Consider the following 26,897-nt stretch of genomic DNA (forward strand, 5'->3'; position numbering starts at 1 on the left):
CGTGCCCTCACCTTCGTACTCCGTCGGCCCCCTTGGCCCCCTTGACACTCTTGGCCCCCTTCACCCCGTTGGCCCGCTTGCCCCGGGCCCCCCGTTCCAGGGCGGCGTCGAAGGCCGCGCACACCATGTGCACGGCGACCAGGTGGATCTCCTGCACGGTCGCCGTGGTCGGTGCCTCCACGCACAGGGACTCGTCGCTGCCGGCCATGAGCGGGTTGGGGGCCGGTCCGGTCAGCGCCCACACCCGGACCCCGGCGGCGCGGGCCGCGTCGGCGGCGGAGAGCAGGTTGGCGCTGGCGCCGGAGGTGGACAGCAGCATCAGGACGTCGCCCGCCCGGCCGTGGGCGCGGACCTGACGGGCGAACACCTCGTCCACGCCGTAGTCGTTGGCGATGGCGGTGGTCGAGGAGGTGTCGGCGTGCAGGGCGATCGCGGAGAACGGCGGCCGGTCGTCGCGGTAGCGGCCGACCAGTTCGGCGGTCAGGTGCTGGGCCTGGGCGGCGCTGCCGCCGTTGCCCGCGGCCAGCAGCCGGCCGCCGCCGGACAGGACGGACGCGAGCCGCTCACCCCAGCGTTCGGTGATGTGCGCGGAGGCCCGGAAGGCCCCCAGCGCGTCCTGGAGTTCGTCGCAGTGCCCGACGACGGGCGGGTACACGGTCATCACGCCACCTCCTTCGACAGTGCGTGGTCGGCGAGGGTGAGGCGGTACACCTGTTCCGCCCCGTCGGCCACCCGCCGCCAGGTGTAGTGCTTCATCACGCGGGCGCGGCCCGCGCTGCCGTACTCGCGGCGCAGCGGCTCGTCGGCGAGGAGTGCGCGGGCGGCGTCCGCGATCGCCTCGGGGTTCTGCGGTTCGACGAGGCGGCCGGTGACGCCGTCGGCCACGGAGTCGCGGTGCCCGCCGACGTCGGTGGCGAGGACCGGCACGCCGCACGCCATGGCCTCCAGCGGCACGATGCCGAAGGGTTCGTAGAGCGGGGTGCACAGGACGAGGTCGGCGCTGCGGATGAGCCCCGGCATGCCGGCCGGGTCGACCGCGCCGAGCAGCCGTACCCGGTCGGCGACGCCGGCCCGCCGCGCGACGCCGGCCAGGCGCTGCGCCTCGGGGTCGGCGTCCACGGCATCGGCCGGCGGGCCGCCGGCGACCACGAGTTCGGTGTCGGGGATGTGGGCGAGCGCTCGGATGGCCTGGTCGTAGCCCTTGCGGGGAACGAGCCGGCCGCAGGCGAGCAGCCGGTGCCGCTGCCGGCGCGCGGGGGCGCGGCCGGGGTCGGCGCCGGGGTGGAAGTGGCCGGCGTCCACGCCGCACGGCACGATGGAGACCTGGCGCGGGGGCACGCCCATGTCGCCGAGTTCCATCACCTCGTCGGTGCAGGTGGCCAGGACGCGTTCGCAGGTGCGGCCGATCTGCCGTTCGATGCCGATGCGTTCGTACGGGCTGGTGTCCCGCATGCCCTGGTGGCGCCGCTTGACGGTGCCGAGGGCGTGGAAGGTCTGCACGAGCGGGATCCCGTGCGGGCGGACGCCGATCTGGGAGGCCAGGCCGGACATCCAGAAGTGGGCGTGGACGACGTCGGGCCGCTCCTCGGCGAAGGCGCGCGCCAGGTAGGCGCCGAAGGCGGGCATGTGCGGGAACAGGTCGTCCTTGGCCAGGACCTCGGCCGGTCCGGCCGGCACGTGCTCGACGACCGCGCCGCCGGGCAGCGGCACCCGGTCGGGCAGGTCGAGCGAGTCGCGGCGGGTGTAGACGGTCACGTCGTGGCCGCGCCGCGCCAGCTCCTCGGTGAGGCGGGCCACGTAGACGTTCTGTCCTCCGGCGTCGACGCCGCCGAGCGCGGCGAGCGGGCTCGCGTGCTCGGACACCATGGCGATCCTCATCGGGTCACCTCCTTCAGCAGCCGCTCCCAGTCGTCCAGGAAGCGGGGCAGCCCGTAGCGGGCCAGGGCCGCCGCACGGGCTCCCTCGCCGACCGTGCGTGCGTGCAGCGGGTCGGCCAGGAAGTCGCGTACGGCGTCGGTCAGTACGTCGATGCGGTTGGAGACCACGCCGGCGCCGGGCGGCACCGCCTCGGTCACCTCGGTGGTGGCGAGCGCGACCACGGGCATGCCCAGGTGCATGGCCTCCAGCAGGGACAGGCCCAGGGAGGTCCAGCGGACGGGGTGGACGTACACACGCCGTCGGGCCAGCTCCGTGTGGAGGTCGCTCTGGACGACGTCCTGGGTGCGGCAGCGGCCGGGGGTGACGCCGATGTGCTCGGCGAGCCCTTCGGTGCGCATGCCGAACACGTCGAGCGGGGCGGCGCGGGCGAACTCGGGCAGCAGGTCGGTGCCGGTGGTCCGGCCGCGCCGGACGGGCTCGTTGACGACGACGGCGGCCCGCTCCAGCTCGCCGGTCCAGCGGTGGCCGGGGTCGACGATGCCGTGCTCGATGACGGTGGCCGGCGTGCCGCCGGCGTCCCACATCAGCCGGTTGAAGTGGGTGACGTGGACGAGGGTGACGCCGGGGATGTCCGCGGCGGGGTGGCGGGTGTCGGGCACGTCTCCGTGGGGGGCGTTGTGCTCCAGGTACACCAGCGGCGGACGGCGGCCCAGCCACCGGTCGACCAGGTCGAGTTCGTGCGGCCGTTGCAGCACCACCAGGTCGATCTCCTCGTCCCGCAGCCGCTCGGGCGGGACCTCGATCACCGATTCCGGCCAGTCCCAGGTGCGGGCGCGGCCGAGGCCGTCGGGTCCGCGGTCCGGGGTGACCGGGACGAGGTAGGTGTGCGGGCCCTGCACGAAGGCCGTGGTCCACGACCCGTGCACGTGCCAGATGAGGATCCTCATGCCTCCCCCACGAGTTTCTCGACGGCGGCGACGACGTCGTTGGCGGTGACCGTGTTCAGGCACGGGTGGCCGGGGACGGGGCACTCCCGGGCCCTGCTGTCGGCGCAGGGCGCGTCCTGGTCGCCGAGCAGGACGTACGGGACGCCGTACGGCCGCCAGCGCCCGGCCGGTACGACCGGGGCGAACAGGGAGACGACCGGGGTGCCGACGGCGGCGGCGAGGTGCGCGGGGGCGGTGTTGCCGGTGACGACGGCGCTCGCGCCCGCGAGGACGCCGGAGAGTTCCGGGGCCTCGGTGCGCCCGCCCAGGTCGGTGCCGTGCGCGCCCGCCACGTAGGCGGTCAGGTCCCGTTCGTCGGGTCCGCCGGTGACCAGCACCCGGTGCCCGGCCGCGGCGAGTTCACCGACCGCCTCGGCGCTGCGCTCGGGGCTCCAGGCGCGGGCGGGGACGCTGGCGCCTGGGTGCAGGACGACGTACGGACCGCTCCCGGTGAGGCGGGCGGTGTCCGGCGGTTCGTGCACCCGCAGCCGGCCGTCGTCGGGCCGCGGGAACCCGGCGGCCTCGGCGAGGTCGAGCGCGGCCTCGGCCTCGTGGGCGTGCGGGGCGCGCTGGTGGCGCAGGTCGAGCAGGGCGCCGGGGTAGTCCACGCTGTCGGCCGCGAGGTACCGGACGCCGGCCAGGCGCAGCAGCAGCGCGGTGGGCAGCGGCGACTGGTGGAAGGAGGTCAGGATCAGTCCGGTGTCGATGCCGGCCCGGTCGATCCGGTCGACGAGCGCGTCGGTCTCGCCCCGGTCGACCGGCGGCGGCCTGAACCCGGCCCACGGCGCGTCCCACACCAGCACCTCGTCCACGCCGGGCAGCAGCCTGGCGGCGGGGGCGCCGCGCGGGCCGCACAGCAGGGTGACGTGGTCGGCCCGGGCGGCGACGGCCCGGACGGCGGGCCCGGCGAGCAGTACGTCGCCGAAGCTGTCGAGTCGGGTGACCAGGGCTTTCATCGCGGCCTCCCACCGGTGTCCACGGGTGCGGCTCTCCCCCGGGTGGTGTGGGCGCCGGTGCAGGGGGCGCCCGTGTCGTCGGCGTCCTCGGCCCGGCGGCCGGCCGCCGGGCGTCCGGGCGGCAGGTCGCCGTCGAGCACCGCGCGCACGGCGGTCAGCAGGTCGGGGGCGACGTGCTCGGCCGCGGCCGTCTCCTCCGGGCGGGTGCGGTCGTTCGGGACGAGGATGCCGCTCGCGCCCGCGCGCCCGGCGGCCTCGATGTCGGCGCCGATGTCGCCGATCACGACGCAGTTCGCGGGGTGGGTGCAGATCCGGCCGGCCGCCCACAGCACCAGGCCGGGCTGCGGCTTGCGGCAGTGGCAGCCGTCGTCGGGGCCGTGCGGGCACACGGCCCACACGTCGAACGGGCCGAGCAGTTCGTCGATGCGCCGGTTGACGTGGCGGACGTCGGCGTCGGTGAGCAGTCCGCGGGCGACGCCGGACTGGTTGGTGACCACGCCGGTCGCCACGCCGTGCTCGCGCAGCAGGGCGACCGCTTCGCGGGCACCGTCGACCGGCCGCACCCGTTCGGGGTCGCCGTTGTACGGGACGTCGTGCACAAGGGTGCCGTCGCGGTCGAAGAGGACGGCCTTGACGCGGTTCATGCCGCCACCTCCCGCCAGGCGGGGGCGGACCGGTGCCGCCACTGCCCGCTCAGCCGGTGCCAGGTGGCGGCGGGCGGTATGAGCGCGCTGGTCAGGAGCATGGTCGTCACCTCGTCGCGGGTGCGCGGCCCGGGGGCGATGCGGGCCCAGGCGAACTCCGCGGTGCCCGCGGCCCAGCCGAGCCCGGCGATCGCGGCGGCGCGGGGCCGGCCCGCGGCGGCGAGGGCGAGCGCGGCGGCGCCGGCGGCGGTGATGGCGGCGTGCCGGCGGATGCGGCCGCGCGGCGCCACCGCCTTGGCCCACCAGTCGGGCCCGTGCAGGCGCCGCATCAGGGCGTCGTCGGCGTTGCCGCGCTGCTGCTTGAGCGACACCCAGCGGGAGGCGGGGCGCACCGGGTGCCGGGTGGTGCGGCGGCCCTGCCGGATGCGCCACCCGGCGTCGAGGACGCGCAGCGCGAGGTCGGCGTCCTCGCGGAAGGCACGGGTGAAGCGCTCGTCGAAGCCGCCGACCTGCTTGAGCGCGTCGGTGCGGTAGGCCATGTCGGCGGTGATCCAGCGGGCAGTGGCCAGGCCGGCGGTGCCGCGTTCCCAGTCGGTGGGGCGGCGCTCGCCGGGCAGGGGGACGGCGATCACGCCCTGGACGCCGGCGGTGTCGGGGGCGGCCTCGGTGAGGTCCTGCACGAGCTGGTCGCACCAGTGCGGGCCGACCTGGACGTCGTCGTCGAGGAAGGCCGTCCAGGGCGCGGTCACCGCGCGCAGGCCGGTGTTGCGGGCGGCGGCCGGTCCGCGTCCGCCGCTGCGCCGGACCACCGTGCGTTCCCGCAGGTCGCCGAGGACGCCGAGCGGGTGCTCCAGCGTGCCCGGGTCGGCCTCGGGCTCGGGCCGGTCGTCGACGAGCACGATCTCGTCGGGCCGGGGCCCGGTCGCGGCGGCGAGCGCGGCCAGGCAGTCGGCCAGGGTCTCGCGGGCCAGGGTGGGGATCACGACGGCGTAGCCGGTCATGCGAACGCCTTCCCGCGACGGACCGCGAAGGGACCGATCGCCAGCAGGTCCACGGGCGCGGATCCGAAGCACTCCAGGGCGTCGCGCGGGTCGTCGACCATGGGCCGCCCGGCGGTGTTGAGGCTGGTGTTGACCACGACCGGCACCCCGGTGCGCCGTTCGAAAGCGTTCAGCATGCGGGCGACGAGCGGTTCGCGGCGCTCCTCGACGGTCTGGATGCGGGCGGTGCCGTCGACGTGGACGACGGCCGGGATGCGGTCGCGCCAGGCGGCGGCGACGTCGTGCACGAAGAGCATGTACGGGCTCGGGACCGGCCCGTCGAAGATCTCGGCGGCCCGGTCGGCGAGCACCATCGGCGCGACCGGCCGGAACTCCTCGCGGCCCTTGACGTGGTTGAGGCGTTCCAGGTTCTCCGCGCGGCCGGGGTGGGCGAGCAGGGAGCGGTGCCCGAGGGCGCGCGGCCCGTACTCGCTGCGGCCCTGGAACCAGGCGACGATGCCGTCCCGGGCGAGTTCCTCGGCGACGGTCTCGGCGATGTCGTCCGGCTCCTCGTAGGGGATCGCGGCGGTCTCCAGCCAGGCGCGGATCTCCTCGTCGCTCCAGCCGCGGCCGAGGTCGGCGCCGGGCATCGGCTCGGGGGCGGTGCCCTCCTGGGCGGCGGCCACGTGCAGGGCGCCGCCGAGGGCGGTTCCGGCGTCGCCGGCGGCGGGCTGCACCCACACGTGCCGGTACGGGCCGCGCCGGGCGATCGCGGAATTGGCGACGCAGTTCAGGGCGACGCCGCCGGCCATGGTGAGCGCCTGGCCCCCGGCCTCGCGGTGCAGCCAGTGGACGAGGTCCAGGAGGAGTTCCTCCAGGACGGCCTGGGTGCTGGCGGCCAGGTCGGCGTGGTCGCGCGTCCAGTCCTCGCCCTTGGCGCGCGGCGGGGCGAGAGCGGCCCAGTCGACACCGTGGGCGCGGAAACCGCCGTCGCCGGTGGCGTGCACCTGCTCGCGCAGCCGGTCCAGGAAGCGGGGGGTGCCGTAGGAGGCGAGCGCCATCACCTTGTACTCGTCGCTGCTGCGCAGGAAGCCGAGGTGTTCGGTCAGCTCCTCGTAGACCAGGCCGAGGGAGTGCGGCAGGGCCTGGGTGGCGAGGGTGTCGAGCTTGCCGTCGCGGTAGCGGCCGGCCAGGTGGGAGGCGGACTCCCCGCGGCCGTCCAGAACGAGCACGTCGTTGTCGGGGTGCGGGGAGGCGGGGCCGGCGGAGGCGGCGTGCGCCACGTGGTGCGGGACGAAGACGACCTGGTCGGGGTCGAGCCCGGGCAGCGCCTCGGCGAGGAACTCGGGGGCGCGGCGGGCGTACTCCAGGCGCAGCGGGTCCCAGGGGTCGTTCAGGCCCATGTCCCGGGCGGGCCGGGCGAGCTTGGGGTCGAAGGAGTAGGCGACCGCGTCCAGCTCCTGGGGGCGTACACCGGCGTGCTCCAGGCACCACCGGGCCGACAGCTCCGGCACCTCCCACGCGGAGAAGGGCACCGGCCGCTTGCCGTGCTTGCGGCGGCTGAAGCGCTCCTCCTCGGCGGCCGCGACGGTCCTGCCGTCGACGACGAGGGCCGCGGCGGGGTCGTGGAACAGGGCGTTGATACCAAGGATGCGCATGGGGGGTGCTCCGTCCCGGAGGCTGGTGGTCTTCCTGAAGTCAGGTCTCTGGGACCTCTCTGGTGCCTTGGGCCTCTCTGGTCGTCTTGCGTCTCTCGTCTACGGACTCGCGGGTCCCGCACCGCAGCTGCCTCAAACACTTGGAGACAACTCAATTCCGCAAATGACAGGAAAAATCACTGTCCGTAGCGAAGCGCGGACCTGGTACCACGCGGCGCCGGATCAGGCGGCGACGGCGTGCGCGAACCAGCCGATGGTCCGCTCCAGTCCCTCGCTCCAGCCGACGCGCGGCTGCCAGCCGAGCCGCTCCCGGGCCAGGGTGGTGTCCGGCCGGCGGCGACCGGGGTCGTCCACGGGGCGCTCGACGAACCGGATGCGGGAGCCGGAGCCGGTGAGATCGACGATCCGCCGGGCCAGCTCCAGCATGGTGATCTCGTCGCTGCCGCCGATGTTCACCGGGCCGGTCTCCCGGGAGGCGGCCAGGGCGAGGACGCCGTCGACGGTGTCGTCGACGTAGCACAGGGAGCGGGTCTGGCCGCCGTCGCCGGCGACGGTGAGGGGCATGCCGTCCAGGGCCTGGGCGATGAACGTGGGCACGGCGCGGCCGTCGCCGGTGCGCATGCGCGGGCCGTACGTGTTGAAGATGCGGACGATGGCGGTGTCGGTGCCGTGCACCTGGCGGTGGGCGGTGACCAGAGCCTCGGCGAACCGCTTGGACTCGTCGTAGACGCTGCGCGGTCCGATCGGGTTGACGTTGCCCCAGTAGGTCTCGCGCTGCGGGTGCTCCAGCGGGTCGCCGTACACCTCGGAGGTGGAGGCGAGCAGGAAGCGGGCCCCGTCGGCCTGGGCCCGCTCCAGGGCGTTGCGGGTACCGGCGCTGCCGACGTCGAGCGTCTCCAGGGGCAGCCGCAGGTAGTCGGCGGGCGAGGCCGGGCAGGCGAAGTGCAGGACGAGGTCGAAGCGTCCGGGCAGCGCGCGCAGGGCCGTCGGGTCGGTGGCGTCGGCCCGGACGAAGCGGAAGCCGCGGTGCCGCTCCAGGTCGGTGATGTTGCGGCGGGAGCCGGTCGCCAGGTTGTCGAGGCACACGACGTCGGCACCGGCGTCGAGCAGCCGGCCGCACAGGTGGGATCCCACGAATCCGGCTCCGCCGGTCACCAGGACCCTGCCCCAGGGGTGTCCGTCCACGGGACTCTCCTCGCTCTCGTCACTCTCACCGTCACTTCGGTGACGGCGCGAGTAACCCGGTGACGACTCCCATACCTCGAACGGCCATTCGACACGCCTTCCCCTGCCCGGGAAGGTGACATGCCCGGACGGCGGCGTGAGGGGCCGCGGCCGACTCCTTACGATCGTGCGGTGGTCACCTTCTCCCTCGAACGCACGGCACCGCTCCCCCTGGAGGAGACGTGGCGCCGGCTCACCGAGTGGCACCGCCACGGCGCCACCGTCCCGCTGACCCGGGTCAGCGTCACCACTCCCCCGCCCACCGGGCGGGGCACGGTGATCGTGGCCCGCACGGGGCTGGGTCCGCTCGCCTTCGACGACCCGATGGAGGTGACGGTCTGGCAGCCCCCGCAGGAGGACGGCCCCGGACTGTGCCGCCTGGAGAAGCGCGGCCGGGTGATCCGGGGCTGGGCGGAGTTCGAGGTCCACCCCGGCCCCGGCGGCCGGACCCGCGTGCGGTGGCGCGAGGAGGTCGACGTCCGGGCACTCCCCTCACTCTTCGACGGCGTCGTGCGCCGCTCGGGGCGGTACGCCTTCGGCCGCGAGGTCAATCACCTGCTCAGACAGCCGTGAGGGACGGGGCCCCGACGGGACGGCGCCCCTAGGCCACCGACCCGATCCGCCGTGCCGGCGCCGTGGGGCCGTCGTGGTGGATCGGGGTGTGTGCGCCCGTCAGGGACGCGCCGCTGCCGCCGCGCCGGGCCGCGACGATCTCCGCGGCGATCGACAGGGCCGTCTCCTCGGGCGTGCGGGCACCGAGGTCGAGGCCGATCGGGGACCGGAGCCGGGCCAGTTCCAGATCGGTCACACCGGCCTCGCGCAGGCGCTCGTTGCGTTCCAGGTGCGTGCGGCGCGAGCCCATCGCGCCGACGTAGGCGACCGGCAGCCGCAGCGCCAGCTTCAGCAGCGGCACGTCGAACTTGGTGTCGTGGGTGAGGACGCACAGCACCGTCCGGCCGTCGACGTCCGTGCGTTCCAGGTATTCGTGCGGCCACTCGACAACGACCTCGTCGGCGTCCGGGAAGCGGGCCGGTGTGGCGAACACCGGGCGGGCGTCGCACACCGTGACGTGGTGGCCGAGGAACTTCCCGACACGGACCAGCGCCGAGGCGAAGTCGACGGCACCGAAGACGATCATGCGGGGCGGCGGGACGGAGGACTCCACCAGGAGCGTCAGCGGCGAGCCGCACCGCGAGCCCCGCTCTCCGATCTCCAGCACACCCGTGCGCCCCGTGTCCAGGAAGGCGCCCGCCTCGGCGGCAACCGTCCGGTCGAGTTCCGGGTGGGAGCCGAAGCCACCCTCGCCGGACCCGTCCGGCCGCACCACCAGGGCGCGGCCCAGCAGCCCGGCCGGGCCGCTGACGATCCGCGCCACCGCCGCCGCCTCCCCTCGGGCGGCGGCGGCCAGCGCGGACGCGAGCGCCGGACGGGCGGGGGCGCCCGCCCGTACCGGCGTGACGAGGATGTCGATGACGCCGCCACAGGTCAGGCCGACGGCGAAGGCATCCTCGTCGCTGTAGCCGAAGCGCTCCACGACGGACTCCCCGTCCCGCAGCGCCTGCCGGCACAGCTCGTACACAGCCCCCTCCACGCACCCCCCGGAGACCGACCCGATCACCGTGCCGTCGGCGTCCACCGCGAGTGCGGCGCCGGGCTGGCGCGGGGCGCTGCCGCCGACGGCCACCACGGTGGCCACGGCGAAGTCACGCCCCTGCTCGACCCACCGGTTCAGCTCTTCGGCAATGTCCAGCATCTGTCGGTCTCCTCGGACAACGGGGTACGGGAAGGGTTCCCGAACCGGCGCCTAGTGCACGCCCAGCCAGCTCTCGATCGGGTTGAGGGCGAAGAAGACGATGAAGATCACCGTCAGCGCCCACATGAACACGCCGATCTCCCGCGCCTTGCCCTGCGCGACCTTGATGGCGACGTAGGAGATGACGCCGGCGGCGACGCCCGCCGTGATGGAGTAGGTGAACGGCATCAGGACGACGGTCAGGAAGACCGGGATCGCGGTGCCCCGGTCGGCCCAGTCCACGTGCCGGGCGTTCATCATCATCATCGCTCCGATGACCACCAGCGCGGCCGAGGCGACCTCCTGCGGCACGATCGCGGTGATCGGCGTGAAGAACAGGCAGGCCGCGAAGAACAGGCCGGTGACGACGGAGGCCAGTCCGGTGCGGGCACCTTCTCCGACACCGGTCGCGGACTCGACGAAGACGGTCTGGCCGGAGCCGCCCGCCACACCGCCGACGGCCCCGCCCGCGCCGTCGATGAACAGTGCCTTGGACAGGCCCGGCATACGGCCCTTGTCGTCGGCGAGCTTGGCCTCGGTGCCGACGCCGATGATGGTGGCCATCGCGTCGAAGAAGCCGGCCAGCACGAGCGTGAAGACGATCATGCCGACGGCCATCGCGCCGACCCTGTCCCAGCCGCCGAACTCCAGCTCGCCGAAGAGCGAGAAGTCGGGCATGGAGACGGCGCTGCCGTGCAGTTCGGGGGCTCCGTTGGCCCACTGCTTGGGGTCGATGACCCCGGCGGCGTTCAGGACGGCCGCGACGATCGTCCCGGTGACGATGCCGATCAGGATCGCGCCCGGGGTGTGGCGCGCCTGGAGCATGAAGATCAGCAGCAGGGTGCCCGCGAAGAGCAGGACCGGCCAGCCGGCGAGTTCACCGGTGGGACCGAGGGAGAGCGGGGTGGCCTTGCCCTGGTGGACGAAGCCGCCCTTGACCAGTCCGATGATGGCGATGAACAGGCCGATGCCCATGGTGATGCCGTGCTTGAGGGCGAGCGGGATCGAGTTCATGATCATCTCGCGCAGCCCGGTGACCACGAGCAGCATGATGACCACGCCGTACATCACACACATGCCCATGGCCTGCGGCCAGGTCATCTGGGGAACGACCTGTCCGGCGATCACCCCGGACACCGAGAGTCCGGCGGCCAGGGCGAGCGGCACCTTGCCGACGAAACCCATCAGGAGCGTGGTGGCCGCGGCGGCGAGCGCCGTGGCGGTGATCAGGGCTTTCTGGCCCAGGGTGTTGCCCGCGGCGTCCTCGCCGGAGAGGATCACGGGGTTGAGCAGGACGATGTAGGCCATCGCCATGAAGGTGGTGATGCCGCCGCGCACTTCCCGCGCGACCGTGGATCCTCTGTTCGATATGTGGAAGTACCGGTCGAGCCAAGACCGGCCGGCCGGAACGCGGCTGCCTGTGCCCGCGTCCTCCGCGGTGGTCTTGGGCTCCACTGATTGCTGGGCCATGGTGCCTTCTCCCAAGGTTCATAGGGGCACCCGCTGTCGACCGCCGTGACCGCGGTTGCGGGATTTGGGATGCGCGACCCGGGGGACGGCCCGAGACGAACGATGTGGGTACTTCAAGGACCGCGAGCGGAGCGGAACTTGGGGAGTGCTCCGGGCGGCGCGGAGTGTGTGACGTTCCGTTGCGCCGCCCGGAGGGTCAGCTCACGCCGTGCCGGTGAGGTGCTCCGGGCGGACCGGCGTGCGGTCGAGCTCCAGCCCGGTCGCGTCCCGGATGGCCGCGAGGACCGCCGGTGTCGACGACAGGGTGGGAGCCTCGCCGACGCCGCGCAGCCCGTACGGCGCGTGGTCGTCGGCGAGTTCGAGCACGTCGACCGGGATGGTCGGCGTGTCGAGAATCGTGGGGATCAGGTAGTCCGTGAACGAGGGGTTCCTGACCTTGGCCGTCCTGGGGTCGACGACGATCTCCTCCATCACCGCCACGCCCAGGCCCTGGGTGGTGCCCCCCTGGATCTGGCCGATGACGGAGAGCGGGTTGAGCGCCTTGCCGACGTCCTGGGCGCAGGCCAGTTCGATCACCTTGACCAGGCCGAGTTCGGTGTCGACCTCGACGACGGCGCGGTGCGCGGCGAAGGAGTACTGCACATGGCCGTTGCCCTGGCCGGTGCGCAGGTCGAAGGGCTGGGTGGGCCGGTGGCGCCACTCCTGCTCGATCTCGACGGCCTCGTCCTCCAGCACGTCGACCAGGTTCGCGAGGACCTCGCCGCCGTCGGTGACGACCTTGCCGCCCTCCAGCAGGAGTTCGGCGGTCGCCCACGCCGGGTGGTAGGTGCCCAGCTTGCGGCGGCCGATCTCGAGGACCTTCTCGCGCACCAGTTCACAGGCGTTCTTGACGGCGCCGCCGGTGACGTACGTCTGACGCGACGCGGACGTCGAACCGGCCGAGCCCACCTGCGTGTCGGCGGGGCGGATGGTCACCTGCGCGACACCCAGCTCGGTGCGGGCGATCTGCGCGTGGACGGTGACACCGCCCTGGCCGACCTCCGCCATGGCCGTGTGGACCGTGGCGACGGGCTCGCCGCCCACCACCTCCATGCGCACCTTGGCGGTGGAGTAGTCGTCGAAGCCCTCGGAGAACCCGACGTTCTTGATGCCGACCGCGTAGCCGACACCGCGGACGACGCCCTCGCCGTGCGTGGTGTTGGACAGGCCGCCGGGCAGCTGGCGTACGTCGGCGCCCTCGCTGGACTCCCACTGGCGCACCGGAGGCATCGGCATCGCCTTGACGCGGCGCAGCAGTTCGGCGACCGGCGCCGGGGAGTCGACCGGCTGACCGGTGGGCATCAGGGTGCCCTGCTCCATGGCGTTGATCCGGCGGAACTCCACCGGGTCCATGCCCAGCCTGCCGGCCAGCTTGTCCATCTGCGCCTCGTAGGCGAAGCACGCCTGGACCGCGCCGAAGCCGCGCATGGCGCCGCAGGGCGGGTTGTTGGTGTAGAGGGCGAGGGCCTCGATGTCGACGTCGTCGATCACGTAGGGGCCGGCCGACAGCGAGGAGGCGTTGCCGACGACCGCCGGGGAGGCGGAGGCGTAGGCGCCGCCGTCCAGGACGATCCGGCACTTCATGTGCGTGAGCTTGCCGTCCCTGGTGGCGCCGTGCTCGTAGCGGAGCTTCGCCGGGTGGCGGTGGACGTGCCCGAAGAACGACTCGAACCGGTTGTAGACGATCTTGACCGGTTTGCCGGTGCGCAGCGCCAGGAGGCAGGCGTGGATCTGCATCGAGAGGTCCTCGCGACCGCCGAAGGCGCCGCCGACGCCGGAGAGCGTCATGCGGATCTTCTCCTCGGGCAGGCCGAGGACCGGGGCGATCTGAGCGAGGTCCTTGTGCAGCCACTGGGTGGCGACGTAGAGGTCGACTCCGCCGTCCTCGGCCGGCACGGCGAGTCCGGACTCCGGGCCGAGGAAGGCCTGGTCCTGCATGCCGAAGGTGTACTCGCCCTCGACGATCACGTCGGCCCTCCTGCGGGCCTGCGCCACGTCGCCGCGGATGATCGGCTGGCGGTGCACGATGTTCTGGTGCGGGACGGTCCCGGCGTACTCGTCGTCGCGGCCCTCGTGGAGGAGGACGGCGTCCGGCGCCAGCGCGCTCGCCTCGTCGGTGACGACGGGCAGTTCGCGGTACTCGACCTTGATCTTGGCGGCGGCGCGGCGCGCGGTCTCCGGGTGGTCGGCGGCGACCAGGGCGACGGGCTCGCCGTGGTGGCGGACCCTGCCGTTCGCGAGCACCGGGGTGTCCCGGAGCTCCAGGCCGTAGTTCTTCACCTCGGTGGGCAGGTCGTCGTACGTCATGACGGCGTACACGCCGGCCGTGGCGAGCGCCTCGCCCGTGTCGATCGAGACGATCTCGGCGTGCGCGACGGTGGAGCGCAGGATCTGGCCCCAGAGCATGTCCTCGTGCCACATGTCGGACGAGTACGCGAACTCGCCGGTGACCTTGAGGGTGCCGTCCGGGCGCAGCGTCGACTCCCCGATGCCGCCCTTGGTCCGGGAGCCCTGCGTGATCTTGGTGGGTGCGCCGTTGGCGGTCATGCTCAGACCCCCTCGGACTGCCGGGCGGCCGCCAGCCGGACCGCGTCCATGATCTTCTCGTAGCCCGTGCAGCGGCACAGGTTGCCCGAGAGCGCCTCGCGGATGTCCGCGTCGGTCGGGTTCGGGTTGCGTTCCAGCATCTCGTCGGCGGCGACCAGCAGGCCCGGCGTGCAGAAGCCGCACTGCACGGCGCCGGCGTCGATGAAGGCCTGCTGGACCGGGGCGAGCTCCTCGCCCTCACCGGTCTGCGAGTCGGTGCTCCTGGCCTGCCACCGCCTGGCCTCGTCGAGCGGGGTGCCGCCGCAGGCGCCCGTGGCGCAGCCGCCCTCGGCGCGCTGCTTGGCGTAGTCCGCCAGGCCCTCGACGGTGACGACCTCGCGGCCCTGTGCCTGACCGGCGGCGACCAGACAGGCGCAGACCGGCACGCCGTCCAGGCGGACCGTGCAGGAGCCGCACTCGCCCTGCTCGCAGGCGTTCTTGGAGCCGGGCAGGCCGAGGCGCTCGCGCAGCACGTACAGGAGGGACTCGCCCTCCCAGACGTCGTCGGCCTCCTGCGGGCGTCCGTTGACGGTGAAGTTGACGCGCATTACGCAGCTCCCTCCGTGGCGCGACGGGCGCCGCGGTACGACTCCCAGGTCCAGGTGAGGGTCCGGCGGGCCATCACACCGACCGCGTGGCGGCGGTAGCTCGCGGTGCCCCGGACGTCGTCGATCGGGTTGCAGGCGGCCGAGCACAGGTCCGCGAACTGCTTGGCGACCGAGGGAGTGATGATCCTGCCGTCGTCCCAGAAGCCGCCCTCTTCCAGGGCCGCGTTCAGGAACTGCTCGGCCGCGGTGGCCCGGACCGGGGTCGGGGCGGCCGAGCCGATGCCGGTGCGGACCGTACGGGTGCGGGGGTGCAGGGCGAGACCGAAGGCGCACACGGCGATGACCATGGCGTTGCGGGTGCCGACCTTGGAGAACTGCTGCGGGCCGTCCGCCCTGTCCACGTGCACGGCTCGGATCAGCTCGTCGGGCTCCAGCGCGTTGCGCTTGACGCCCGTGTAGAAGTCGTCGATCGGGATCATGCGCTTGCCGCGCACCGACTCGGCCTCGACCCGGGCCCCGGCGGCGAGCAGCGCCGGGTGCGCGTCGCCGGCCGGGGAGGCGGTGCCGAGGTTGCCGCCCACGCCGCCGCGGTTACGGATCTGCGGGGAGGCGACCGTGTGCGAGGCGAGGGCGAGTCCGGGGAGTTCGGAGCGGAGGTGCTCCATGATCTTCGTGTACGGCACCGAGGCTCCTACCCGCACGGTGTCCTCGCCGACCTCCCACTCGGACAGATCGCCGATGCGGTTCAGGTCCATGAGGTACTCGGGCCGGCGGTGGTCGAAGTTGATCTCGACCATCACGTCGGTACCACCCGCGATCGGCACAGCGGTGGGGTGTTCGGCCTTCGCGGCGAGCGCCTCCTCCCAGCTGGCGGGGCGAATGAACTCCATGACCGGCTCTCTTCTTCGTGATCGTGCGTCGTACAGCTCGTGCGTCGTACAGATTGAGCCAATCCGTGTGCAGCGAGCCCGGCTCGTTCATGTGCTGTTCACGTGGACTGCAGCCAGTACACCGCCGTGTGCTCCACCGGGGTCAGTCGCAGAAACGCCGAAGGAGTTGGCTGGCCATCGTGGTCATCTTGTAGATTCGTATGAACGGAGGCCCTCAGTAACCTCTTCGTCTTCCTGTGGAAACGCGCGACACAGCCGCGTGACCAGTACCACAGCCCGGACGCGGACAGACCCTGCTCGCCGACCCGCCGCGCGGGGCGCCCGGCCGAAGGAGTCCTCCGCAGCAAGAGCACGATTCGAGACAAAGAACGGCGGCGACGAGAATGCGGCTGCGCGCACTGCTGGACACCGACGCGCTGGGCCTCAAGCTGCTCGGCGGCGAGGAGGAACTGGACCGCTCGGTCCGGGGCGTGATGACCACCGACCTGCGGGACCCCAGCCGCTACCTGTCGGGCGGCGAGCTGGTGCTCAGCGGCCTGGCCTGGCGCCGGGACGCCGCCGACTCCGAACCGTTCGTACGCGTCCTGGTGCAGGCCGGGGTGGCGGGGCTCGCCGCCGGTGAGGCCGAGCTGGGGAGCGTGCCGGACGACCTGGTCGAGGCGTGCGCGCGGCACCGGCTGCCGCTGTTCGCGGTGCACGAGTCGGTGGCGTTCGCGACCATCACCGAGCACGTGGTGCGGCAGGTCTCCGGCGAACGCGCCGGGGACCTCGCGGCGGTCGTGGACCGGCACCGGCGGATGATGACCTCCGGCCCGGCCGGTGGCGGCCCCGACGTGGTCCTGGACCTGCTCGGCTCGGACCTGGACCTGCGGGCGTGGGTGCTCTCGCCGACCGGCAGGCCGATCGCGGGCTCCGAGGCGGCCGGCCCCGCGCTGCCCGGCGACGTGTGCGCGCGGCTGGCGGCGGAGCACCTGGCGGCCAGCCGCACCGGCCGGCGGGCGCCGCACCGGGTGACGCTGGGCCCGACGACGTACAGCCTCTTCCCGGTGCGCAGCACCGGCCGTGCCCCGCAGCCCGCGCGGGACGTGCGCGAGACGGTGCTGTCCGACTGGCTGCTGGCCGTCGAGGCGGACGCCGGGGACTGGGCCGAGGAGCGGCTGGACCTGCTGCACGGCGTCACCCAGCTGATCGCGGTCGAGCGGGACCGCCGGGACGCGGCCCGCACGGTCCGGCGTCGGCTGGCGCAGGAGGTCCTGGAGCTGGTGCAGACGGGCGCGGCGCCCGCCGAGATCGCCGCCCGGCTCCGGGTCGCGGCGCCGGTCCTGCTGCCCGGGCTCGGGGCGGCTCCGCACTGGCAGGTCGTGGTGGCCCGCGTCGAGTGGGAGGACGGGGAGCCGGACAGCGGCCGGAGCGCCCAGACGCTGCTGGAGGAGATCCTCGTCGACCCGGGGGCGGCGGGGCCCGAGTACTCCGACCGGATCGCCGTCGCCCAGGCGGGCGAGGAGGCCATCGCGCTGGTGCCGCTCCCGGCGGTCACCGGGGAGCACGACGGCCCGGAGACGGGCATCCTCGCCGATGCGCTGCTGGAGGCCGTGCGGGACCCGCTGACGGCCGGACTGGACGGGGACGGGCGGGTCACGCTCGGGGTGAGCGCGGCCGTGCACTCGGCGGAGGGGCTGCGCGGGGCGCTGGAGGAGGCGCGGCACGCCCGCCGGGTCGCCGCCGCCCGGCAGGGCCGGGTGTGTGCCGCCGGGCACCAGGAGCTCGCCTCGCACGTCCTGCTGCTGCCCTTCGTCCCCGACGACGTCCGCCGCGCCTTCACGGCCCGGCTGCTGGACCCGCTGCGGGACTACGACCGCCGGCACCGCGCCGAGCTGATCCCGACGCTGGAGGCGTTCCTGGACTCCGACGGCTCCTGGACACGCTGCGCCGCCCGGCTCCACCTCCACGTCAACACGTTGCGCTACCGGGTCGGGCGGATCGAGCAGTTGACGGGACGTGATCTGTCGCGGCTGGAGGACAAGCTCGATTTCTTCCTGGCACTGCGGATGAGCTGAGCCGACGGCCGAACGTCGGGGGCCGACAGTCCCACGACTTTGTGAAATCCTTCACCCACCCTCTTGGCCGGGCCGGTCGTTCCGTGCTGAGATGCCGCCACCACTCAACGGCTCGCTGGTGTGCTTGGGGAGGGCAACGTGGCGCATCCCGCCATGTCTGGTTCTGGTACGGGAACGACCGCAGGTGACGATCCGCTCCAGACCGCGGTATGGCGGCTGCGCTCACGCGCGTGCTGGGCCGACGCCGCGGCGCTGCTGCGGCCGGACACCGCGGCCACGGCGCTGCAGCGGGCCGCGCTGCTGGTGGAGCGGTGTCTGTACACCGAGCAGGGCTGGGAGGAGGCCGAGGACGCGCTGCGCACCGCCGAGGCGCTGGCCCACGGCGACGAGGAGCGCGGCGCCGCCGCCTGCGAACGCGGCCAGCTCGCCTACGCGGCCACGCTGCACGGCGTGCGGGACCGGGCCGACGAGGCGCGGGCGGCGCTGGGGCGGGCGGCGGCCCTGATCGCGCCCGGGGCTCCCGGGCGGGCGCTGCTGGACTTCCGGCGCGGCCTGCTGGCGGAGAACCTGACGGGGTCGCCGCAGGCGGCGCGGGCGGCGTACCGGCGCGCCCATGCCTCGGCCACCGCGCACGCCGACCCGCTGCTGCTGTCCTTCACCTGGCGCCATCTGGCCGGACTGGCGCTCAGGGACGGCGAGCTGGCCGAGGCCCGGCACGGCTTCACCGAGTCGCTGCGGCTCCGCGAGGAGCTGGGGTACCTCGTCGGCACGGCGCCGGCGCTGGCGTCCCTCGCGGACACGGAGACGGAACCGGAGGCGTCCCGGCTGCGCGAGGAGGCCCGCCGGCTGTTCCGGCTGCTCGGCGGTGTGCCGACGTGGCTGTCCCGCCAGCTGGCCCCGCCGGCGACGGGCGCGGCAACGGCATGAGCCCGGCCTCGCCCCGGCCCGCCGGGCCACGCGGCCGGAGCAGCACCCCGGCCGCGCCCCACAGGCGGCCACTCCGGCGACCACTCCGGCGGCCCGTCGCCCGCGGCGGACTCGCCACCGGTCACCGCCCACGCGGCGCGAGACCGGCCCGAGCGAGGTGACCCAGCGCGGCACGGCCCCCGCATGGCTGCGCCCCGGGCGGCCGGGCCAGGCCGCCCCCGGGGGGGACGGCCACGGCGGTGAGGGCGTCGGGCCCATGACGCGGGTGAGGATCCGCTCGTCGGCCGGCGGCGGGCTGGTGAGCGGGCCGTACGTGCGTCGGTCGGGGCTCGCGGTGGGGCTGTCCGGCCGGTCCGGAGCCCCGGCCGCCGGACTCGCGGTCGGGCGGCGGGCTCGTGATCGGCCGCCGAACTCCCGGTCGGGCGCCGGACTCCCGGTCGACCGCCGGACTCCCGGTCGGGCGGCGGGCTCCCGGTCAGCCACCGAACCCGCGGCCAGCCACCGGACTCCCGGTCAGCCACCGGACTCCCGGTCGACCGCCGGACTCCCGGTCGGGCGGCGGGCTCCCGGTCGGGCGCCGGACTCGCGGTCAGCCGCCGAACCCTCGGTCAGCCGCCGGACTCCCGGTCGGGCGGCGGGCTCGTGCCGGAAGGGGGCGTCCGCGGCCCGAGGGAACCGGCGGGGCCGGCGCTCAGCCCCGGGTGGCGAAGTGTTCCTCCGCCAGCGCCCGGACCGCGTCCAGGTCCCCGGCGATCAGCGCGTCCAGCAGGGCGGTGTGCTCGTGGGCGTCGGCGACCAGGTCGGCCCGTCCGCGCGAGACGGGCACGGCGGCCGGCGGCCACTGCGCGCGGCGGTGCAGGTCCTCGGCGAGCCGGACGAGCTGCTCGTTGCCCGACAGCGACAGCACCGCCCGGTGGAAGGCCCGGTCGGCCTCGGCGTAGGTGGCCCGGCAGCCGGCGGACGCGGCCCGGACGGTGGCCTCCGCCGGCGGGCGCAGCTCCGCCCAGCGTTCGGCGGGCACCGTGCGGGCCAGCCGCAGCAGCACGGGGATCTCGAGGAGGGCGCGGACCTCGGCCAGCTCGGCGAGTTCCCGCGTGCCCCGTTCGACGACCCGGAAGCCGCGGTTGGGAACGACCTCGACGGCACCCTCCAGCGCGAGCTGCTGCATGGCCTCCCGGACGGGGGTGGCCGAGACGCCGAAGCGCTCGCCGAGCGCGGGCCCGGAGTAGACCTCGCCGGGCCGCAGCTCACCGGCCAGCAGCGCGGCGCGCAGCGCGTCGAGGACCTGCCCGCGCACCGAGGTGCGGCGGACGGGCGCCCGGGGCAGGGAGGGTTCGGCGTGGGTGTGCTCGCCGCGCACGGCCCCGGCCGTCCCGGCGAGGTCCCGGCCGCGACCGCCCGTCCCGGCGAGGTCCGGCCCGTGACCACCCGTCCCGCCCCGGTCCCGGCCGCGCGCCGCGCCGGCGGCCCGGTCCACCTCCGCGGCCCGGGGCTGCGCCGGCACCCACGCCGATGACCGTACGCGGGGTCTGGCGGCCTCCGTCTCGGCGGAGCCCTGCGCGCCCTGCTCCACGGGTCCTCCTGGAGACATGTCGGGATGTTTCGGTAGCTGGGTGGATGGCGACGGTTGTCGCCCGTCCGTCAAGCACGATAGGGGCACCGGCCGTTTGTTCCTATCCCGGGGCTCACATCCGCGGCAATCATGGGTAAGGTAAGGCTTACCTGAAGAACTGCTCGCACCTGATGTGGATCGGTGGTCCCGCATGCCCGTGCCCCGCTCGGCCGTCGCGGACGCGTACGCGCGTCTGTCCGAGGTCCTCCCGGGTCTGGCCGTGACCGAACTGCGCGCCGGGGACGCCGCCCCGCGGGGCGGCGGATGGGTCACCGCCGCCGCGCTCGCCCAGGGCGGAGCCGACCTGGAGTCCTTCCTGACCTGGGACGACGCGCAGGTGCTCCGGGATTACGGGCAGCGGGCCCGGCCGGACGTGATCGCGAGCTTCGGTCTGCACCGGTACGCCTGGCCGGCCTGCCTGCTGGTCACGGTGCCGTGGTTCCTGCACCGCCGGGTGCCGCGCTGCCCCGTGACGCACGTGTCCTACGACCGGACCGCCGCCGGGCTGCCCCTGGGTCGCATGGCGGTCCGCCCGACGGGCTTCGCGTGTCTGCCCGGCGACCCGGCCGCCGCACTGCCCGGCGCCCGCGTGGTGCCGGACGAGGAGGCGCTGCGCGCCGAGGTGCGGGCCGCGGTCGCCGAGCACCTGGAGCCGGTGCTGGCCGGCTTCGGCCCGCGCATGCGGCGCCGCGGGCGGGCCCTGTGGGGGATGGCGACCGACGAGGTCGTCGAGGGCCTCTGGTACGTCGCCCACCTGCTGGGCGAGCAGGAGCGGGCGCGGCACGAGCTGGAGCTGCTGCTGCCGGGAGCGACCCGCCCCTATGTCGGCACGGCCGCGTTCCGGGAGCTGAAGGGCCCGGACGGGGAGCCGCTGCACACCCGGGACCGGGCCAGCTGCTGCATGTTCTACACAGTGCGCCCCGAGGACACCTGCGCCACCTGCCCGCGCACCTGCGACGCGGACCGGGTCGGCAAGCTGCTCGCCACCGCGGGCTGACGCCCCGCCGGTCCGGCGTGCGGCCCCCGCGGAGCCGCAGGATCATCCGCACGAGCTACTTCCGTACGGTCGGCGCATTTTCACACCTTCCCCACCTGTCGCAGGACGTTTCCGCGGAACCACCCGTGCGGGTACTCTTATTCGAACTCAACTCCCGCCCCTCAAGCGGCAGTTCGAGCAGAAAGCCGTCCTGGGCATCCCTCTGACACCTCCTGGCGGCATCTTGCCGCGAAAGCCCCTGAGGGCCGGTGGGCTTGGGCCACTATGGCGGGCGTTACGCCCTATCCCAAGGCAAGGGACCCCAGATGAGACTGACCGACATATCGCTGAACTGGCTGCTTCCGGGCGCCGTACTACTCCTGGGCATGCTGGCGGCGGTTGCGGTACTGGCGCGCGGCAAGCGCGCCTCGGGGAAGGACACGAGCGCGGACGACTCGTGGGAGCGTGCCGAGGAGCGCCGCCGGCGCAAGGAAGCCGTCTACGGCACCGTCTCCTACGTCCTCCTCTTCTGCTGCGCCGCGGTCGCCGCGGCCCTCTCCTTCCACGGTCTGGTCGGCTTCGGCGAGCAGAACCTCGGCCTGAGCGGCGGCTGGCAGTACCTGGTGCCGTTCGGTCTCGACGGCGCCGCGATGTTCTGTTCCGTGCTCGCGGTGCGCGAGGCCAGCCATGGTGACGCGGCGCTCGGCTCCCGGATACTCGTGTGGACGTTCGCGTTCGCCGCGGCCTGGTTCAACTGGGTGCACGCGCCCCGGGGCGCCGGTCACGCGGGCGCCCCGCACTTCTTCGCGGGCATGTCCCTGTCGGCGGCGGTGCTGTTCGACCGCGCGCTGAAGCAGACCCGCCGGGCCGCGCTGCGCGAGCAGGGCCTGGTGCCGCGTCCGCTGCCGCAGATCCGCATCGTGCGCTGGGTGCGGGCGCCCCGGGAGACGTACCGCGCCTGGTCGCTGATGCTTCTGGAGGGCGTGCGCAGTCTGGACGAGGCGGTCGAGGAGGTCCGCGAGGACAAGGCCCGCAAGGACCAGGAGCGGCAGCGCCGGCGCGACCAGGAGCGCCTGGAGCGCGCTCGCCTGAAGGCGATCAGCCGGGGTCACCGGAGCCTGCACGGCCGGGGCGGCCGCCAGGTCGAGGTCGAGGTGCAGGCGGTCGAGCGGGGCGCCGACCGGGTCTCCGCGGAGCCTGCCATACCGGCGCCGCCCACGCCGGAGCAACTGCCCGTACGCCAGCGTCCCTCCCTGCAGCCGGTGCGCGGCGGCGGTGACCCGGTCACCGTCGACCTCACGGCGGAGGACGACACGCAGGCGCTGCCGCGGCTCGACTCCCTGGAACGCAAGCTGAAGGACCTGGAGCAGCAGTTCGGTTAGGTCCTCCCCGGACGGGGGCGTGATCCGGCACGGGCCGGATGACGCCCCCTCCGCGTCGGAGGCGCACCGGGCGCACCGGGCGGACTCGGGACTCGACGGGCCCTCGAAGCTCGTTGGATCCTCGAAGTCTGGCGCGAACACGACCCCTCGGGCCGGGCGCCCGGCGCCCCGCACGGCCACGGTGCCTCGCGGGGCGAAGGCGCCTCACACGGGCTCGGCGGCCAGTTCGAACCAGACCGCCTTGCCCACCCCGTGGGCCCGCACCCCCCACGCGTCCGCGAGGGACTGCACCAGGAACAGGCCCCGCCCGTGGGTGCTGTCGTCGGAGGCGGGAACGCGCGGCCGGGGGAAACGGCCCACGAAGTCCCGCACCTCCACCCGCAGTCCCCGGGGTCCGACGGTGGCCGTCAGGACCGCGTCGTGGTCGGTGTGCAGCAGCGCGTTGGTGACCAGTTCGCTGGTCAGCAACTCCGCGATGTCCGACTGCCCGGCGCTCCCCCAGCGCCCGAGCAGTTCACGCAGCGCCCGGCGGGTCTCGGGCACCGCCCGCAGGTCCGCCCGCCCGAGTCTGCGCCTGAGCCGGGGCGCGCCCTCCCCGTTGTCGTCGGCCTTCTCCTCAGCGCCTGCCGAGGAGATCCCGACCGTCATGGGACCGCCTCCTCGTGCCTGCCTCACCCTGTCCCCCGTCCGCGTGCGGATGTCGCATTCCCTTCTGGTCGAACACGTTCACGGGGATCCTTGCCCGATCGGGCCCGGGGCAGTCATGTCGAATGCTCAACGACCGGGTGTTCGGCCAGGAGTGACCGAACATCCGGTCCCCGCCCCCGTCGTCACGCCTCCCATACGGCGGCGGCCGTACGGTCGTCCGCGTATCCCTTGACCCGGGTGCGGCCGTCGGCGAGGAACTCCGTGAGACCCGGCGGAGTGCGGCCGGACCATCGCCGGGCCAGCTGGGCGGCCAGCTCGGGCTCACCGTGCAGCGGCTCGGCCAGGCCCGCGGTGCACATCAGCAGCACGTCCCCCGGGCGGGCGACGGAGGCACGGAACCGGAAGGGCTCCCGGGGGAGTTCGGGGTGCGGTTCGTCGTACGGGCTCGGGGGCGTCGGGATGCCGAGGTCCACGGTGAGCCGGTCCCCGTCGGGTGTCTCGGCCGGCAGCGACCCGAAGCCCACCACGGGCTCGCCGGCGACCTCGGTGGGCCGCGGTTCCATGTCCTGCCAGCCGCCGTCGCGGAGGCGGAACAGTCCCCCGGCGCCGACGCCGAAGAACACCCGGACACGGCAGTGGGGGTCGGCCGGCAGCAGCAGGCAGCGCAGGGTGGCGGTGTACGCGTCCGGTGGCAGGCCCTGTTCGGTGGCGGACGCGCGGAGCCTGCCGAGGCTGCGGTCGGTGAGGCGGTGCAGGCCGGACTTCAGGTCGCCGCGCCGGGCGGCCCGCAGGTCCTCGCCCAGCCGGACGTGGCTGCGGCCCACGGCCCGGCCGATCCACCGGCATACCTCGGCGGCGGCGCGGTGCGCCCCGGCGGTGGCCCGGGCGCCGGTCGCCATCGCCACCAGGACTAGCGCCTGCTCGCCCGTGCCGAACCGGGCGGTCAGCAGCGCGTCGCGGCGGGGATCGCCCCGGTACCGCGCGGAGTCGCCCCGCACGGACAGGGCCCGCAGCGTGGACGTCCCGCACCGGGCCCCGTCCAGCACGGTGTCCGCGACCAGGTCCCCGAGCCCGTCCGGATCGGCGAGCGGCAGCGCGGTGGGCTCGGCGTCGTAGGTGGGCGGCCCGGACCCTACGTGGTCCAGCACCGGGGGTGCGGGTCCGGTGGCGCCGCTGCCGCCCGCTGCGGAGGCCGCCTCGGCAGCGGCCCCGGCGGCTGCGGAACGGGGGGCGGCGGGCGGCGCCCCGGCTCGGGGACCCGTCCCCGCGGTCGCAGACGCCGTGGCGGGCGCGGCCGCCGAGGGCGGTGCGGGCGAGGGGGGTGCGGCCGAGGGCGGTGCGGCCGAGGACGGTGCGGCCGAGGGCGGTGCGGCCGAGGACGGTGCGGCCGAGGGCGGTGCGGCCGAGGGCGGTGCGGCCGAGGGCGGTGCGGCCGAGGGCGGTGCGGCCGAGGGCGATGCGGTCGGTGGAGGCGGACCGGTCGGCGGCACCGGCTTTGTGGGCGGGGGCGGGGCGGACGGCGGCAGAGGCCCTGCGGGCGGGGGCGGGGCGGACGGCGGGGGCGGTGACTGCCGAGGCTCGGGTCCGGCGGACGAGGACGGTTCGGCGGGTGGGCGCGGTACGACGGGTGGGGACGGTTCGGCCGGTGGGGAGGGCTCGGCGGGTGGGCGGGGCGGGGTGCCGACCGGGGCCGCGCCCGTGGCCTGCGCGTCTGCCCGCCCGGGCGGTGTGGGCGCGTCGGACGGGGGCCGGGAGGCCGGGACGGTCGCGCCGGGAGGGCCGGCCGGGGGCTCGGGAACCCCCACCCGCGGGTCGGGCGCGGCCGGGCTCGGGGGGTCGGATCCGGGCGGGAAGGTCACCGGGCCGGTGGGCGTGGCGGGGGGCGGTTCCCAGGGAGCGCGTATGGACGTCAGCCCCGGGCGGGAGGGTACGTCCGCCCGCGCGCCGGGTGGTGAGCCGGATCTCCCCCAGGACCGGGGAGCGCCCCCCGGCCGTGACACGACGGGCGGCGTCTGACCCCGGTGACCGTCCGGCGGACCGAACGGCCCAGCCGGCTCCCGGGATGCGGGCCCGGTACGGGGCGAGGGCTCCGCCGGACCGCCGGCCGGGCGGCCGGGCGGCTTCACCGGCGCGTTCGCCGGCGGGTGCGCCCCGTCGTGCGGGATGTCCGGTGGGTCGCCGGGGCGTGGTGCGGGGACGCCGGTCGCGCGGGACGCGGAGGCGAACCGGTCGTCCAGGGAATCGGCCGAGGGCGCGGGGCCCGTGTCGCCGGTGGAGTCGTCGTACAGCTCGCGCCACCAGTCGTCCTCGCGGCCGGTGGGCCTTCCCCCCTGCTGGCTCATGCCCGTAATTGTCCACGGCACGGGCCGGAGGAAAACGGGGCATCGGGAAATTCCGGACGGCCGCGAGGCGCACGACGGCGTGTCGGGTGAGTGACCGAACGCGGGTACGCATGGGTCGCCGGACGGTTCCACCCCCCACGGGAGAACCGTCCGGCGCGGGGCCACCTTGGCAGAGTGACCGCGGGTAAGACGATGATGTTCCGAGGCGGGTTTGCGCCGTGGCCGTTTCCCGCCACGGAGCGCACCGCGGAGCTGTGACTCGGGGAGGGGCGACGCCTGATGCTGGGAGTACTGGGGCTGGAGGAGACACAGGAGTCGGCGTATCGCGCGCTGGTGTCCGTGGGCGCCGCCGACGTACCCGATCTCGCCCGGCGGCTGGCGCTCGGCGAGCAGGCCACCGAACGCGCGCTGCGCCGGCTGGAGCAGAACGGCCTCGCGGCCCAGTCGTCGGCCCGGCCCGGCCGCTGGGTCGCCGCGCCGCCGGGCGTGGCGCTGGGCGCGCTGCTCACCCAGCAGCGGCACGAACTGGAGAAGGCGGAGCTGGCGGCGGCGATGCTGGCCGAGGAGTACCGGGCGGCGACCGCGGAGCCCGCCGTGCACGACCTGGTCGAGGTGGTGATCGGCGCCGCCGCGGTCGCCCAGCGCTTCCTCCAGCTCCAGCTGGGCGCCGGCGAGGAGGTGTGCGCGCTGGTCACCGGCAACCCGGTCGCCGTCACCGGTATGGAGAACCACGCCGAGGAACAGGCGGCCGGCCGCGGCGTCCGCTACCGGGCGGTGGTGGAGCGGTCGGTGCTGGACCAGCCGGACGGCATCACCGAGCTGACCGCCGCGCTGGGCCGCGACGAGCAGGTCCGGGTGGTGGACCGGGTACCGACCAAGCTGGTGGTCGCGGACCGCTCGCTCGCCCTCGTTCCGCTCACCTCGCACTCGGCGGAGCCCGCCGCGCTGGTCGTGCACGCCAGCGGCCTGCTGGAGCTGCTGTCGGCGCTGTTCGAGTCGGTGTGGCGGACCGCGCTGCCGCTGCGGCTCGGCGCCGGAGGGGTGACCGAGCGGAGCCCGGACGGTCCCGACGGCACCGACCTGGAGATCCTGTCCCTGCTGCTGGCCGGTCTGACCGACGCGAGCGTGGCCAAGCAGCTCGACCTGGGCCTGAGAACCGTGCAGCGCCGGGTGAAGCGCCTGATGGAGCTGACCGGGGTGACGACCCGGCTGCAGCTGGGCTGGCACGCGTACGAGCGGGGCTGGGTGGCCCGCGGGCAGTAGCGGTGGTCCGGCGGACCGGCCCCGCTCGGCCGCGGACCT

At 74.7% G+C, this 26,897-nt stretch carries 22 protein-coding genes; 6 read left to right on the forward strand and 16 right to left on the reverse strand.

What is annotated here, in order from left to right:
• Positions 1 to 7 precede the first annotated feature (7 nt).
• The 8 genes from ACLGIH_RS06820 to ACLGIH_RS06855 form a co-directional block, all read right to left on the reverse strand.
• Entirely contained in the window at positions 8 to 661 is a 654-nt protein-coding gene (locus ACLGIH_RS06820) for a D-sedoheptulose-7-phosphate isomerase (RefSeq protein ID WP_416524311.1), read from the reverse strand.
• Positions 661 to 1,878, reverse strand: coding sequence for a glycosyltransferase (locus ACLGIH_RS06825; protein ID WP_416524312.1), 1,218 nt, complete (start codon positions 1,876 to 1,878; stop codon positions 661 to 663). Before ACLGIH_RS06825 ends, ACLGIH_RS06820 begins: the two co-directional genes overlap by 1 nt.
• Positions 1,875 to 2,825, reverse strand: a complete 951-nt coding sequence (locus ACLGIH_RS06830) for a glycosyltransferase (protein WP_416524313.1) — start codon at positions 2,823 to 2,825, stop codon at positions 1,875 to 1,877. The genes ACLGIH_RS06825 and ACLGIH_RS06830 overlap by 4 nt, the downstream gene beginning before the upstream one ends.
• Positions 2,822 to 3,820, reverse strand: coding sequence for a glycosyltransferase family 9 protein (locus ACLGIH_RS06835; RefSeq protein WP_416524314.1), 999 nt, complete (start codon positions 3,818 to 3,820; stop codon positions 2,822 to 2,824). Before ACLGIH_RS06835 ends, ACLGIH_RS06830 begins: the two co-directional genes overlap by 4 nt.
• The gene (locus ACLGIH_RS06840; protein ID WP_416524315.1) at positions 3,817 to 4,464 is read right to left on the reverse strand and encodes a D-glycero-alpha-D-manno-heptose-1,7-bisphosphate 7-phosphatase; all 648 of its coding nucleotides are present in this window, start codon (positions 4,462 to 4,464) and stop codon (positions 3,817 to 3,819) included. The genes ACLGIH_RS06835 and ACLGIH_RS06840 overlap by 4 nt, the downstream gene beginning before the upstream one ends.
• Positions 4,461 to 5,465 carry a glycosyltransferase family 2 protein gene (locus ACLGIH_RS06845; protein ID WP_416524316.1) on the reverse strand — a complete coding sequence of 335 codons (1,005 nt, stop codon included), beginning with the start codon at positions 5,463 to 5,465 and terminating at the stop codon, positions 4,461 to 4,463. Before ACLGIH_RS06845 ends, ACLGIH_RS06840 begins: the two co-directional genes overlap by 4 nt.
• Complete coding sequence (locus ACLGIH_RS06850) at positions 5,462 to 7,102, reverse strand: carbamoyltransferase family protein (RefSeq protein ID WP_416524317.1); 1,641 nt, start codon at positions 7,100 to 7,102, stop codon at positions 5,462 to 5,464. The genes ACLGIH_RS06845 and ACLGIH_RS06850 overlap by 4 nt, the downstream gene beginning before the upstream one ends.
• Positions 7,103 to 7,324: 222 nt before the next feature.
• Complete coding sequence (locus ACLGIH_RS06855; protein ID WP_416524318.1) at positions 7,325 to 8,287, reverse strand: UDP-glucuronic acid decarboxylase family protein; 963 nt, start codon at positions 8,285 to 8,287, stop codon at positions 7,325 to 7,327.
• A gap of 171 nt (positions 8,288 to 8,458) precedes the next feature.
• On the opposite strand from ACLGIH_RS06855, the gene ACLGIH_RS06860 reads away from it, so the two are divergent.
• A complete protein-coding gene (locus ACLGIH_RS06860; RefSeq protein ID WP_416524319.1) occupies positions 8,459 to 8,899 on the forward strand; it encodes an SRPBCC family protein in 441 nt (146 codons plus the stop codon).
• Positions 8,900 to 8,927: 28 nt separating this feature from the next.
• Here the strand turns inward: ACLGIH_RS06860 and ACLGIH_RS06865 are convergent, their stop codons facing one another.
• The 5 genes from ACLGIH_RS06865 to ACLGIH_RS06885 form a co-directional block, all read right to left on the reverse strand.
• A complete protein-coding gene (locus ACLGIH_RS06865) occupies positions 8,928 to 10,079 on the reverse strand; it encodes an XdhC family protein (protein ID WP_416524320.1) in 1,152 nt (383 codons plus the stop codon).
• A gap of 51 nt (positions 10,080 to 10,130) precedes the next feature.
• On the reverse strand, positions 10,131 to 11,588 hold the full coding sequence (locus ACLGIH_RS06870) for an NCS2 family permease (protein ID WP_416524321.1): 1,458 nt from the start codon (positions 11,586 to 11,588) through the stop codon (positions 10,131 to 10,133).
• A 201-nt stretch (positions 11,589 to 11,789) separates the two neighbouring features.
• Positions 11,790 to 14,174 carry a xanthine dehydrogenase family protein molybdopterin-binding subunit gene (locus ACLGIH_RS06875; RefSeq protein WP_416524322.1) on the reverse strand — a complete coding sequence of 795 codons (2,385 nt, stop codon included), beginning with the start codon at positions 14,172 to 14,174 and terminating at the stop codon, positions 11,790 to 11,792.
• 2 nt (positions 14,175 to 14,176) lie between these two features.
• Positions 14,177 to 14,761, reverse strand: a complete 585-nt coding sequence (locus ACLGIH_RS06880; RefSeq protein ID WP_416524323.1) for a (2Fe-2S)-binding protein — start codon at positions 14,759 to 14,761, stop codon at positions 14,177 to 14,179.
• Entirely contained in the window at positions 14,761 to 15,651 is an 891-nt protein-coding gene (locus ACLGIH_RS06885; protein WP_416524324.1) for an FAD binding domain-containing protein, read from the reverse strand. Before ACLGIH_RS06885 ends, ACLGIH_RS06880 begins: the two co-directional genes overlap by 1 nt.
• Before the next feature lie 383 nt (positions 15,652 to 16,034).
• Here ACLGIH_RS06885 and ACLGIH_RS06890 point away from each other — a divergent pair, with 383 nt between their 5' ends.
• Both ACLGIH_RS06890 and ACLGIH_RS06895 read left to right on the forward strand, forming a co-directional pair.
• Positions 16,035 to 17,708: a PucR family transcriptional regulator gene (locus tag ACLGIH_RS06890; RefSeq protein ID WP_416524325.1), complete on the forward strand. Its 1,674-nt coding sequence runs from the start codon at positions 16,035 to 16,037 to the stop codon at positions 17,706 to 17,708.
• Between the two features lie 138 nt (positions 17,709 to 17,846).
• Positions 17,847 to 18,635: a hypothetical protein gene (locus tag ACLGIH_RS06895; RefSeq protein ID WP_416524326.1), complete on the forward strand. Its 789-nt coding sequence runs from the start codon at positions 17,847 to 17,849 to the stop codon at positions 18,633 to 18,635.
• A 691-nt stretch (positions 18,636 to 19,326) separates the two neighbouring features.
• Here ACLGIH_RS06895 and ACLGIH_RS06900 read toward each other — a convergent pair.
• Positions 19,327 to 20,226, reverse strand: a complete 900-nt coding sequence (locus ACLGIH_RS06900; RefSeq protein WP_416524327.1) for a GntR family transcriptional regulator — start codon at positions 20,224 to 20,226, stop codon at positions 19,327 to 19,329.
• A 172-nt stretch (positions 20,227 to 20,398) separates the two neighbouring features.
• Between ACLGIH_RS06900 and ACLGIH_RS06905 the strand changes: the two genes are divergently transcribed.
• On the forward strand, positions 20,399 to 21,244 hold the full coding sequence (locus ACLGIH_RS06905) for a (2Fe-2S)-binding protein (RefSeq protein ID WP_416524328.1): 846 nt from the start codon (positions 20,399 to 20,401) through the stop codon (positions 21,242 to 21,244).
• A 305-nt stretch (positions 21,245 to 21,549) separates the two neighbouring features.
• Positions 21,550 to 22,605 carry a DUF2637 domain-containing protein gene (locus ACLGIH_RS06910; RefSeq protein WP_416524329.1) on the forward strand — a complete coding sequence of 352 codons (1,056 nt, stop codon included), beginning with the start codon at positions 21,550 to 21,552 and terminating at the stop codon, positions 22,603 to 22,605.
• A 204-nt stretch (positions 22,606 to 22,809) separates the two neighbouring features.
• Here ACLGIH_RS06910 and ACLGIH_RS06915 read toward each other — a convergent pair whose 3' ends face one another.
• Positions 22,810 to 23,253: an ATP-binding protein gene (locus ACLGIH_RS06915; protein WP_416524330.1), complete on the reverse strand. Its 444-nt coding sequence runs from the start codon at positions 23,251 to 23,253 to the stop codon at positions 22,810 to 22,812.
• Positions 23,254 to 23,435: 182 nt separating this feature from the next.
• Positions 23,436 to 25,058 (reverse strand): protein phosphatase 2C domain-containing protein, encoded by a 1,623-nt coding sequence (locus ACLGIH_RS06920; protein ID WP_416529309.1) that lies wholly within the window; start codon positions 25,056 to 25,058, stop codon positions 23,436 to 23,438.
• Positions 25,059 to 25,874: 816 nt separating this feature from the next.
• Here ACLGIH_RS06920 and ACLGIH_RS06925 point away from each other — a divergent pair.
• A complete protein-coding gene (locus ACLGIH_RS06925) occupies positions 25,875 to 26,858 on the forward strand; it encodes a helix-turn-helix domain-containing protein (protein ID WP_416524331.1) in 984 nt (327 codons plus the stop codon).
• Positions 26,859 to 26,897: the final 39 nt, after the last annotated feature.

It is taken from the genome of Streptomyces hamibioticus (assembly GCF_047946815.1).
Classification (GTDB): domain Bacteria; phylum Actinomycetota; class Actinomycetes; order Streptomycetales; family Streptomycetaceae; genus Streptomyces.